This window comes from Paractinoplanes polyasparticus, assembly GCF_019710575.1.
GTDB classification, from domain to species: Bacteria; Actinomycetota; Actinomycetes; order Mycobacteriales; family Micromonosporaceae; genus Actinoplanes; species Actinoplanes polyasparticus.
Genome location: NZ_JAHWFK010000013.1, coordinates 535,265 through 546,947, shown reverse-complemented (window position 1 = coordinate 546,947; position 11,683 = coordinate 535,265). Strand labels below are relative to the sequence as shown.

9 protein-coding genes, 1 pseudogene and 1 riboswitch are annotated in these 11,683 nt (G+C 70.8%); of the genes and pseudogenes, 6 read left to right on the top strand and 4 right to left on the bottom strand.

The features are described 5' to 3' along the window. Window positions 1-212 (bottom strand): annotated as a pseudogene (locus tag KXC43_RS17470) (RNA polymerase sigma factor SigF); the annotation flags it as partial. Between the two features lie 339 nt (window positions 213-551). On the opposite strand from KXC43_RS17470, the gene KXC43_RS17465 reads away from it, so the two are divergent. From KXC43_RS17465 to KXC43_RS17455, 3 genes are read left to right on the top strand one after another with little or no spacing between them, the layout of a single operon-like run. After that, a complete protein-coding gene (locus tag KXC43_RS17465) occupies window positions 552-965 on the top strand; it encodes an ATP-binding protein (protein WP_221377079.1) in 414 nt (137 codons plus the stop codon). A 28-nt stretch (window positions 966-993) separates the two neighbouring features. Then, entirely contained in the window at window positions 994-1,308 is a 315-nt protein-coding gene (locus KXC43_RS17460) for an STAS domain-containing protein (RefSeq protein WP_221377078.1), read from the top strand. Window positions 1,309-1,317: 9 nt separating this feature from the next. Further along, window positions 1,318-2,544, top strand: coding sequence for an SLC13 family permease (locus KXC43_RS17455; protein WP_221377077.1), 1,227 nt, complete (start codon window positions 1,318-1,320; stop codon window positions 2,542-2,544). 187 nt (window positions 2,545-2,731) lie between these two features. On the opposite strand, the gene KXC43_RS17450 is transcribed toward KXC43_RS17455, so the two are convergent. Next, on the bottom strand, window positions 2,732-3,598 hold the full coding sequence (locus tag KXC43_RS17450) for an intradiol ring-cleavage dioxygenase (protein ID WP_255644152.1): 867 nt from the start codon (window positions 3,596-3,598) through the stop codon (window positions 2,732-2,734). 86 nt (window positions 3,599-3,684) lie between these two features. Next, on the bottom strand, window positions 3,685-5,262 hold the full coding sequence (locus KXC43_RS17445) for a cation:proton antiporter (protein WP_438870897.1): 1,578 nt from the start codon (window positions 5,260-5,262) through the stop codon (window positions 3,685-3,687). Between the two features lie 34 nt (window positions 5,263-5,296). Beyond that, window positions 5,297-5,389, top strand: a riboswitch (ZMP/ZTP riboswitch). An 18-nt stretch (window positions 5,390-5,407) separates the two neighbouring features. Between KXC43_RS17445 and KXC43_RS17440 the strand changes: the two genes are divergently transcribed. The 3 genes from KXC43_RS17440 (at window position 5,408) to KXC43_RS17430 (ending at window position 10,995) form a co-directional block, all read left to right on the top strand. Further along, a complete protein-coding gene (locus KXC43_RS17440; protein WP_221377075.1) occupies window positions 5,408-6,874 on the top strand; it encodes a glycine hydroxymethyltransferase in 1,467 nt (488 codons plus the stop codon). A 185-nt stretch (window positions 6,875-7,059) separates the two neighbouring features. Further along, complete coding sequence (locus tag KXC43_RS17435; protein WP_308129121.1) at window positions 7,060-8,151, top strand: L-dopachrome tautomerase-related protein; 1,092 nt, start codon at window positions 7,060-7,062, stop codon at window positions 8,149-8,151. Window positions 8,152-8,262: 111 nt separating this feature from the next. After that, complete coding sequence (locus tag KXC43_RS17430) at window positions 8,263-10,995, top strand: AAA domain-containing protein (RefSeq protein ID WP_221377073.1); 2,733 nt, start codon at window positions 8,263-8,265, stop codon at window positions 10,993-10,995. 61 nt (window positions 10,996-11,056) lie between these two features. Here KXC43_RS17430 and KXC43_RS17425 read toward each other — a convergent pair whose 3' ends face one another. Then, a complete protein-coding gene (locus KXC43_RS17425) occupies window positions 11,057-11,560 on the bottom strand; it encodes a metallophosphoesterase family protein (protein WP_221377072.1) in 504 nt (167 codons plus the stop codon). Window positions 11,561-11,683 lie beyond the last annotated feature (123 nt).

The window sequence follows — 11,683 nt, the reverse complement described above, 5'->3', positions numbered from 1 at the left end:
GGCTCGCCGCGGCCGGAGTAGCGGTGGGCGAGGTGGCGGGCCAGCGGCAGCCACGCCTCGATCGCCCGGTCGCGCAGTGAGGCGCGTGAGGGGTGACCGGCGGGCATCGCGGCCATCGCGTTCAGCAGCTCGGCGGCGCTGTCGATGGGCGCGCTGGCGGCGACCGTGACGGCGTCGGCTTCGACGCTCGTGGTGGTCTCGGTGACGGTCATGTCGGTGGTCCTCCCTGGCACCTGTCCGGAGAGCCGGCCCTGCTCGGAAGCGAGGGCCCGGGTCGGTCGGGTGTCCCTATCTACTGGTCGACGACGATCGATGAGATCTCCGTCAGCCGGTCACAACTAGGCCGTTCGGATATGACCAACCTAGCCGACAAGTCCAAGGAAGACTAGCCGAAAGTATGAATTACTTTGCGTGATAGCAAATATACGTAGCGGATCTTGCCGGGGGATCGAGAGCCCTGGATCGAGTGCATCGGGGATTAGTCCGTACGGTTGTTGTGGTGACCCGCACGGGCCAGTGTCAAACACGTCGGACCGGGAAAGATGGACATCATGTCTGCTTTGCGTGCCTCGGCTCCTCATCCCGCGGCGGCCGAGCTGCGCTGTTGGAAGCTCGGCACCTTCGGTGAACTGCGCAGCCTGCGGGCGGCGTTGCGCGAGGCCATCCAGACGCACACCGATGAGGTCGACGACCTCTTCGACAAGATGGCGGTCGTCGCGACCGAGCTGGCGACCAACGCCCTGCGGCACGGTCTGCCGCCGACCGAGGTGCGGCTCCTCCGCGAGGACGACCACCTCATCCTCGACGTGGCGGATCACGATCTGGGAACGCTCCCGGAGCTCGACCGGGGTCGTCCGCTGGGCGCCGGCGGGTTGGGACTCCAGCTCACGAAGACGTTCGCCATCGACGTCGGCTGGTACCGGACGGGCTCGACCAAGCACGTCTGGGCGAGCTTCCCGGGCTGAATCTCCGCGCTCCTGATAGAAAGTCCCCGTGGCGGACTCCTACCAGATCGGCCAGGATTACGCGGCCGACCCGACCGCGACGATCCTGCGGCCCAGCGGCGAGCTGGACATCAACTCCCGTGACGACCTGCACGCGACGATCGTCGAGGCGTTCGGCACGGCCACGCGGGTCGTCGTCGACCTGGCCGACGTGACGTTCATCGACTCCGAGGCTCTCGGTGCGTTGATCGACGGCTACAACATCGCGGTCACGACCGGCGCCGGCTTCCGGGTGGTCAACGCGAAGGCCGGCGTGGCGCGGGTGTTGAACGTCTCAGGTGCACAAGAGTTGTTCGACTCGTAGCCTGCCGCGGTGCCCCTGATCATCTCGGCCGTCCTGCTGGTTGTCGTGCTGGCCTTCGCCGTCGTCCGGCCGCGAGGTCTGCCCGAGGCGGTCGCCGCCGTGCCCGCGGCTGCTCTGGTGATCGCCCTCGGGCTCGTGTCGTGGGACGACGCCTGGGCCGAGTTCCGTGAGCTCGGCCCGACGGTCGGCTTCCTGGCCGCCGTACTCGTGCTGGCCCATCTCGCGGCCGAGCACGGCGTTTTCCGGTACGCCGGGACGATCGCGGCCCGCAAGGGCGGCGGCAACCCGCCCCGGCTGCTCGCCGCCGTCTTCGTGGTCGCCGCCCTCACCACCGCGTTCCTGAGTCTGGACGCGACCGTCGTGCTGCTCACCCCGGTGGTGCTGGCCACCGCGGCCCGCGTCGGCGCCCGAGCCCGTCCGCCCGCGTTCGCCGCCGCACACCTGGCCAACTCGGCGTCGCTGCTGCTGCCCGTCTCGAACCTGACGAACCTGCTCGCGTTCGCGGCCAGCGGGCTCACCTTCCTCGGGTTCACCGGGCTGATGACGTTGCCCTGGCTGGCCGTGATCGCCGTCGAGTACCTGGTGTTCCGTCTCTATTTCGCCGGTGATCTGCGGGCCCGCGAAGAGCCCCGCCCCCAGCCCGGCAACGGCCCCGCGCCCCGGTACGCGCTGATCGTGCTGGCCCTCACCCTGGCCGGCTTCGCCGTCGTGCAGCCCCTCGGCGTACACCCGGCCTGGGTCGCCGTGGCCGGTGCGATCCTGCTGGCCGTGCCGCGGCGGGTGCCCGTCGGCACGCTGATCCGCGAGACCAACCCGGCGTTCTGCGCGTTCGTGCTCGCCCTGGGCGTCGTGGTGCTCGCGGTGCAGCAGCACGGACTCGAGGACCTGATCCACGCGATCACCCCCGACCACGCCGACCTGCTGGGCCTGCTTGCGGTCGCCTTCCTGGCCGCCGGGCTGGCCAACCTGCTCAACAACCTGCCGGCGACGCTGGTGCTGCTGCCGGTGGTCGAGTCGAGCCCGGCCCTGCTGCTGGCGATGCTCATCGGAGTGAACGTCGGCCCGAACCTGACCTACGTGGGTTCGCTGGCCACCCTGTTGTGGCGGCAGATCCTGCACACGCACGACGCGGCGCCGGACGCGCGCGACTTCCTGCGGCTGGGCCTGCTGACTGTGCCTCCGGCGCTGATCGCCGGTGTGCTCGCGCTGTGGCTGAGCCTCAAGGTGGGAGGCTAGGGGCGCACCCTCGCCGCCGCGCCGGTATCGGTCCGGGGAACGGCCGAGGTGATCCGGTGGGGGATCCGGCGGCGGGGTGCGTCCGACGGAGTCAGTCTTGTCGATGTAACTGTTACAGGCAAGTAAACGAGGTTACGGAACCGTTGACGCCGGGGGAGCCCCGCCCGGGCCGCCGTCGGCGCAGGGGCTAACCGCCCGTGGGCGTCGTCGTGGTGTTCACCCTGACCGTCAGGGCGACCGCGTATCCGTTCGTCACATCGCCGGTGACGGCGCCGAGCTGCAGGGCTCCCGAGTCTTCGCCGAACACGTTGTCGCTGTCGAGGCTCACCTGGGCCAGGGCGGTCACTGACGACTCGTACCCGGCGGTGGCGTAGACCGTCTCGGAGGTCTCCTTGGGCAACGCGACCTGCGAGGTGGCGATCGTCCTGGTCGCGTCCGTGATGTCGGTCTGGCTGGGGTAGACCTCGAAGTGGACGTGCGGCCAGCGCCCGGGGTAGCAGGCCGGGAAGATGCTGGTGAACGTCACCCTCCCCGAGCCGTCGGCGATCTGGACGCCGCGCAGGTAGTTCTCGTTCTGCACCGCCTCGGAGTACATCGAGTACTGCCCGGCCCGGTCGCAGTGCCACACGTAGACCGCGGCGCCGGCGAACGGCTTGTTGTCCTTCGCCATGTCGAGGATGGTCAGCTCGAGCGTCATGGGTACGCCCTCAGCCGTCCCGCTCCCCGTGCCGAAGCTCGACCGGATGTCGCTGCGGACCACGCCGCTCTGCTCGAGCACATCCGGCCCGTTCGACCCGTTACCCGGGTACGGGCCGCCTGTCTCCTCCGGAATCTCCCCGGAGGCGGTCGAACCTGCCGGCGCCGCCGTGTCGGAGGACGAGTTGCTGCTGCACGCCGCGAGACCGATCGCGGCCGCCCCGAGCCCGAAACCCCGCAGCAGCCGGCGGCGGCTCATCAACGTGCCGAGGTCGAACCCGAGGCCCTGGTCGACGACCTCCTCGCCGGGCCGGGGCAGGCGCCGTCCCTCGTACATAGGTCTCCGGTCCTGTGCCATCGGTTCGCTCCCGTCGTGTTGCCGCACGGTGTTCCGGTCACAGTAAGTCCGTTTCCTATGGGTCTTCTGTGACCGCGCTGTGACAGCTACGAGGGGCCGGTGTGGTGGGCGGCCTGGCTCAGGTCGATGTCCTCGATGAGCTCGCGGGCGGTTTCCTCGCTCAGCTCGTGGTCGCGGACGGCCTTGCCGATCGCGAGCCGCTGAGCCTCGAAGCTCGCGTCGATGCCGGCGGCCGGCTGCGCGGCGGCCGTGGCGGCGACCTGGCGTCCCCGCTCACGCTCGGCCTCCGTCTCGGCCCGTTCGGCGGTCAGGTCGAACTTGAGCCGGCGGGCCAGCCAGCCCACCGTTGTGCCCTGCAGGAGCAGGGTGCCGAGGGTGACGAACAGGGCGATGGCCTGGATCGCTGTCCGGCCCGGGAACTCCTCGCCCGACGCCGTGTGTTCGGGGATCGACGCGGCCGCGGCCAGGGTGAGGATGCCGCGCATGCCGGTCCAGCCGACCAGCAGCCGCTCCTTGCGGGTCGGCGCGGGCAGCGGGTCCTCGCCCCGCCGCTGCCGGTGACGGTCGCGCATCGCCTGCAGGCGGGTGCGGTAACGGACGTCTCGCTCCGCCCGTTGCTCGACCTGCCGTTCCCGTACGGACCACCGGCCGAACAGCACCTCGACCCCGACCAGCCGGATGACGATCGCCGCGACCAGCAGCACCCCGGCCGCGACCAGCGTGCGGCCCAGCCCGGGGTCGTCCGATTCGGCTAGTTCCTCCAGCACCCACTTCAACTGCAGGCCGATGTACGCGAAGACGAACGTCTCGAGCAGGAAGTCGATGACCGGCCAGACCTCCCCCTCCTGCAGTCGGGTCCGGTACGCGCCGGGGTACTGGTGTTTCGGGTCGAGCGTGAGGTTGACGCTCAGCGAGAAGGCCGCCACGACCACCGCGAGGATCCCGGAGGCGTGCACCTGTTCGGCGGTCAGAAAGGCGGTGAACGGCACCAGCATCACCAGCGCCGTCTCCAGCGTCGGGTTGCCCAGCCGCTTGCGGATCCAGAGCGCGATCACGGCGTACAGCGCGCCGATGACGACGCCGACCGACGCGTTCCGGAAAAACTCGCCGATCCCGCCCTGCCAGGTGGTGTGCTCGCCGTTGACGGCGGCCACCGCGATGCTGAACAGGGTGAGCGCAGTCGCGTCGTTGACCAGGCTCTCACCGGTGAGGATCGAGGTGGCCCGTTTCGGCAGCCCGATCTCGGCGCCGTGCGAGACCGTGGTGATCGTGTCCGGCGGCGCGAGCACGGAGCCCAGGACGAAGGCGGCGGTCAGCCCGAGCGTCGGCAGCAGCCACGACGACAGCAGACCCAGCGCGCCGGTGGTGAGAACTACCAGCACGACGCCGAGCGTCCAGATCGAGCGCAGGTTGGCGCCGAAGTTGGAGAGCGACGCTCCGCGGGTCGCCGAATAGAGCAACGGCGGGATGACGATCGCGAGGATCAGCTCGCTCTCGAGCTCGAGTCGCGGAACCCCGGGGATGAAGGAAGCGCCCGCGGCCAGGACAACGATGATCATGCCGGGCTCGACGCCCCGCTTGCGAGCGAGCGCCGACACCGCGATGCCCACACCGATGATGAGCAGGATCTGCACGCCGTTCACGCCGAATACCCTAGTGATCATCGGTTTCGGTCGGGCGAACAAGACCGGTATGCTCGTCGCGGGCCGTGACTGGCGCGTCAAGGTGGTCAACCATCGGGGAGCGGCCTCGTCTTGATGACGACACCTGCCGTGCGCCTGGGCCTCTGCATCGTGATAGGGAGGTCCCATGACTGTGTCTGACCGCAGCGGAAAACAGAATGTCACCCCGGTTGAAGGGCTGAACCCTGAGTCCGCAGCTTTCCGCTCCGCCCTTGAGGTGGTCCGATCGGTCGAGCCCCGCATCGCCGACGCGATCGCGCAGGAGCTCACCGACCAGCGCGAGTCGCTCAAGCTGATCGCGAGTGAGAACTACGCCTCGCCGGCCGTGCTGCTGGCCATGGGCAACTGGCTCTCCGACAAGTACGCGGAGGGCACGATCGGCCGCCGCTTCTACGCCGGTTGCCAAAACGTCGACACCGTCGAGTCGATCGCTGTCGAGCACGCCAAGGCGCTGTTCGGCGCGCCCTACGCCTACGTGCAGCCGCATTCCGGCATCGACGCCAACCTGGTCGCGTACTGGGCGATCCTGGCCGACCGGGTCGAGGTCCCCTATCTCAAGAAGTTCGAGAAGCGCCAGGTCAACAACCTGAGCGACGCCGAGTGGGCCGAGCTGCGGCAGGCGTTCGGCAACCAGCGCATGCTCGGCATGTCGCTGGACGCGGGCGGCCACCTGACCCACGGCTTCCGGCCCAACATCTCGGGCAAGATGTTCGACCAGCGCAGCTACGGCGTCGACCCGGCCACCGGTCAGATCGATTACGCGGCCCTGCGCGAGACGGCCCGCGAGTTCAAGCCCCTGATCATCGTGGGCGGCTACTCGGCGTACCCCCGCAAGGTGAACTTCGCGACGCTGCGCGAGATCGCCGACGAGGTGGGCGCGACGTTCATGGTCGACATGGCGCACTTCGCCGGTCTGGTCGCGGGCAAGGTCTTCACCGGTGACTTCAACCCGATCGAGCACGCGCACATCGTCACCACGACGACCCACAAGAGCCTGCGCGGCCCGCGTGGTGGCGCCGTGTTCGCCCAGCCCGAGCTCGCCGACCAGGTCGACCGCGGCTGCCCGATGGTGCTCGGCGGCCCGCTGGGTCACGTCATGGCGGCCAAGGCGATCGCGTTCGCCGAGGCCCGTCGTCCGGAGTTCCAGACGTACGCCCAGCAGATCGTCACCAACAGCCAGGCGCTGGCCGAGGGCCTGGCCCGGCGCGGCGTGCAACTGGTGAGCGGCGGCACCGACAACCACCTGGTGCTGATCGACGTGCACCCCTTCGGCCTGACCGGCCGCCAGGCCGAGCAGGCGCTGCTCGACAGCGGCGTGGTCACCAACCGCAACGCGATCCCCAACGACCCGAACGGCGCCTGGTACACCTCCGGGATCCGCATCGGCACCCCCGCGCTCACCTCGCGTGGCCTCGGCGTGGCCGAGATGGACCAGATCGCCGACCTGATCCACACGGTCCTCAGCAGCACCAAGCCGGCCCAGGACAGCAAGGCCAAGTTCCACCTCGACCCCGCGGTCTCGGACAACATCCACAAGCAGGCGCACGATCTGCTGTCCGGCTTCCCGCTCTACCCGAGCGTCGATCTGGGCTGATACTGCGCATCAGAAAACCGATGTCGTGGCGGGGTGGTGGGTACAGACCGTAACTCCCGTCGAGGGCCCGGGCGGGGCGAGCAGGGCGCTGGCGCGCCCAGAACGCTCACCCCACCCGGGCGGCCTGCGTAAGTGGTCACGCCCAACGCCGAATGGGCTGGTCCAAGCCGGGTATGCGGGCCTTTGTGAGCGAACAACCAACCGACCAGCCGGTCGGCACCCTGGAAACCGTGCACACCTTCGACGACGGGCCCATGCCCACCGGCGTGAGCGTCTCCCGCACCGGGCGGATCTTCGTCAACTTCCCGAAGTGGGGCGACGAGGTCGCCTACACCGTCGGCGAGATCAGGGACGGCAAGGTCGTGCCGTATCCCGATGTCGACTGGAACTCGCCCCGGGACGACGCCGATCCCGAGGCTTTGGTCTCGGTGCAGAGCATCGTCGTGGACCCCGCCGACCGGCTCTGGATTCTCGACACCGGCAGCCCGATGTTCCAGCCCACCCGGCACGGCGGCCCCAAGCTGGTCTGCGTCGATCTCGAGACCGACCAGGTCGTGCGGACCATCGTCTTCGATCAGGACGTCGCGCTGCCCACGACGTATCTGAACGACGTCCGCTTCGACCTGCGCCGCAACGCCGCGTTCATCACCGACTCGTCGGACCAGGGCCCGAACGGCCTCATCGTCGTCGACCTGCACACCGGTCAGGCTTGGCGCCGCCTGCACGATCACCCCTCCACCAAGGCGGTCGAGCCGCCCGGCATGCTGCCCATGGTCGAGGGCAAGCCCTTCTTCGAACGCCCCAAGGACGGCCCGCCCCAGCCGGTGAAGATGGGTTCCGACGGCATCGCCATCGCCGCCGACGGCTCACGCATCTTTTACTGCGCGCTGGTCTCCCGCCGCTGGCACAGCGTCTCGGCCGAGGCACTCTTCGACCGCGGCCTCAGCGACGCCGACGTATCGGCCACGGTCGTCGACGAGGGCGACAAGGGTGGCGCCTCGGACGGCCTGGAGACCGACGACCAGGGCCGCCTCTACCTCACCGACTGGGAGCACAACGCCGTCCTGCGCCGCCTGCCCGACGGCACGGTGGAGACCCTGGCCCACGACCCTCGCCTGCTGTGGCCCGACACCATGTCGGTGGCCGACGGCTACCTCTACGTGACCGCGAACCAGCTGCACCGCCAGGCCAAGTATCAGAACGACGAGGACCGCCGCCAATACCCGTACTCCCTCTTCCGCATCCCGATCGACGCCGGCCCGATCAATCTGCGCTGAAGGTAGCTCCGGCAACTGCTGCCCGCGCTGGGGGCCGCGGCGACTTCACAGAGAATCCGGTCGTTATCCACAGGCATATCCACAGGTGCTCGGGCGGTAGCCTCGGGCGCGATGCTGCCGTCGACTGTTCTTGCTGTGCTCGCCGAGCTCGCGCCGGCCGGGAGCGACCGCGTGCTCGATGTCGGGCGCGGCGGGCAGCCGATCGTGTGGCTGGAGGATGCGGAGCGTGCCTCGCGCGGGAAGGACGTGGATCGGCTCGCGGCTATCGGGGCTCTGCACCGGGACGAGCGGCCGCTGCGACGCGGCTGGGGTTTCCTGACCGGGCGGACCGAGATCGAGGGCAAGCAGCGCAGGATCCGGGTGCCGCTGCTGAGCCAGCCGGTGCAACTCGAACGCGGGTTGCTCGGCTACCGGGTCGTGCCGGTCGGCGACGTCGAGATCACGCCGCTCATCGAGGACCGGAATCTCGCCGCCGCGCTGGAGGCCGCGCCCGGTGTGGCCGGGCCGGGCTGGCTGGCAGCGACCGGCAGCAAGGCCTGGCTGTGGTCGGCCGCCGAGGCGACCGGGCTGCCGGTCGACGCGGTGGCGAGCGACCGGCGGGCGCCGAACGACCGGATCGTCCTGGTGCCGGAGCCCGCCCTCTACGTGGTGCGGGACGTCTTCGGAGCCGGACTGGCCGACAGCCTGCGCAGCTGGGCCGCACGCGATCTCACCGGCACCGCTCTCGCCGCCGTCTACGGAGCCGGCGACCGTGAGGCCCGCGCGGATGAGCACGGCCGCCCCCGGCTCGGTGGTGGCCGTGAGGGCCGGGCGGATGGTGCCCGAAGCGCTTCCCGCGGCACTGCCGGCAAGACTGAGCCGGTTCTTTCGCCGCTGCCGTTGAACGAGGCGCAGGCCGAGGTGGTGGCCCGGGTGCGCACGGACGCGGTCACCGTGGTGTCGGGGCCGCCGGGCAACGGCAAGAGCCACACGGTGGTGGCGGCGGCGCTCGAAGTGGTGCATCGGGGCGGGTCGGTGCTGGTGGCGACGCAGTCGCCGCATGCGGCCGAGGTGCTGGCGCGGCTGTTGGAACGCTATCCGGGGCCGGTTCCGGTGCTCTTCGGGGACGCGGCCCGGCGCGAGAGCCTGGCTGCGGAGCTCACGGCCGGCCTCGAGCAGGGCGCGACCGACGACGAGCTGCGAGCCGGCGCCGAGGCTGTCCGACGGGCCCACGACGCCGTGAACGACATCCGCCGGGGGCTCAGGGCAGCGCTCGAGGTCGAATACCGGGCGGCCGAGCTGTCCGAGTGGCAACCCCGCCTCGCCGCGCTGGCCGGCGACGTGCCGGGCGCGTTCTCGGACGACCTCGACCCGCGCGCGGTGGCCGACCGGCTGGCCCGCGGTGGGTTCCGCGAGTGGTGGACCCGGCGCCGGCTCGGCGTGCTCAAGGGCGTACCACGGGAAAGGGTGACCGACGCGCTCGCCGCAGCCGCCGCGCAGCGGGCCGCCGCCCGGCTGGCCGCGACCGGGGGCACCGACCTGGATCCGCAGTGGCAGGCCCTGCACGACGCCGAGGAGAGGCTGGCCGCGGCCGTCGGCGAGGCCATGCGCCGGGCCGCCCGCAGCCGGAAACGGTGGGACCGGACTGCCCGGCGAGCGTCGGCCGGCCTCGCCGCCGCGTTGCGGGCCGGGCGCAACCGCCGCCGCGAACTGCTCGCCGGGCTGCCCGCCGAACCCTTGGTACGCGCTCTCCCGCTTTGGATCGGCACGGTGGCCGACGTCGAGGATCTGCTGCCGGCCGCGCCCGGCATGTTCGAGCTGGTCGTGCTGGACGAGGCGTCCCATGTGGACCAGGTGCGGGCCGCGCCGGTGCTGGCCCGGGCGCGACGGGCGCTGGTAGTGGGGGATCCGCGGCAGTTGCGGTTCGTTTCTTTCGTCAGCGATGTCGATGTCGCCGAGGTGCTCCGGCGGCACGGCGCGGACGAGCGGCTCGATGTGCGCCGGGTGAGCGCCTACGACCTGGCCGCGGGGGCCGCCCCGGCGACCTGGCTGGCCGAGCACCACCGCAGCGTGCCGCATCTGATCGGGTTCGCGGCCCGGCGCTTCTACGGCGACCGGCTCGACGTGCTCACCCGCACCCCGGCCAACGAGGGCGCGGACGCCATCGACATCGTGCGGGCGTCCGACGAGCTGGCCGCGGTGCTGAAGCTCGTCGAGCAGGAAGCGGCCGCCGGCACCCGGGGAATAGGGGTGATCTCGCCGTTCCGCCCGCAGGCCGACGCGATCGAGGCGGCGCTGGTCGACGCGTATCCGGTGGAACGGATCGAGGAGCTCGGGCTGCGTACGGGCACCGTCCACGCGTTCCAGGGCAGCGAGGCCGACGTCGTGATCGTCTCGCTGGGCCTGCGGCCGGACGATCCGCCCGCCCGGCGTCGCTTCGTGGCCGACCCCAACCTGTTCAACGTCATGATCACCCGGGCCCGGCGGCGGCTCGCGGTGGTCACGGCCCTCGACGGCGCCGACGGCCTGATCGACGACTTCTTCCGGTACGCCGCCGCGCCACCCGAGATCGCCGGTGGCACCCGGCCGGGCGGTTGGCCGGCTGACCTCGCCACCGAGCTGAACCGTCTCGACGTCGAGACCAGGCCCGCGTACGCCGTGGGCCGCTGGACGATCGACCTGTGCATCGGCCCGCCGGACAAGGCCGTCGGCGTCTTCTGCGGACCGCACCCGGACGGCCCGGAAGCGCACGTCGCCCGGCAACGCGCCCTGGCCCGGAAGGGCTGGCGCCTGCGGGACGGCTTCGCCACCCGCTGGTCCGGCGACCCACGCCGCGCGGCCCTCGAACTGGCCCGCGAGCTCTGACGCCGGCGCAGAGCCGCGCGGCCCTCGAACTGGCCCGCGAGCTCCGACGCCGGTGCAGCAGCTAAGTGCGCCGCGGCAAATCGTGCAGCGTCACCTCGGTCAGCCGGCCCGCCTCGATCACGGCGGTCTGGTACGTGGCGAAGGGCTGCCGCCGCCGGTCGGTCGGTGAGCCGGGGTTGAGCAGGCGCAGCCCCGACGCGGCGGTCGTGTCCCAGGGGATGTGGGAGTGGCCGAAGACGAGCAGGTCGACCTCGGGAAAGCGGGCCGCGCAGCGCTCGGTGCGACCCGTGGACGCCCCGGTCTCGTGCACCACGGCCAGACGCAGGCCGTCGAGGTCGGCGTACGCGATCTCGGGCAGCCGCGCCCGCAGCGCAGGCCCGTCGTTGTTGCCGTAGCACCCGATCAGCCTCTTCGCCCGCGCCTCGAAAGCGTCGAGGGCGGCCTCGTCGACCCAGTCCCCGGCGTGCACCACGACGTCGGCGGCGTCGATCGCGGCCCACAGCGGGGGTGGCAGATCGCGGGCGCGCTTGGGCAGATGGGTGTCGCTCGTGAGGACCAGCCGCATCGTCCCAGGGTAGAAAACTCGGATCGGTAAGCGCTCTCCACGCCATGATCGGACCGAATTGGCGCTCATGCCGTTTTTGCTGATCCGCGCCGGAACCGGTTCCGAGATCTGTGTTATCGGGTC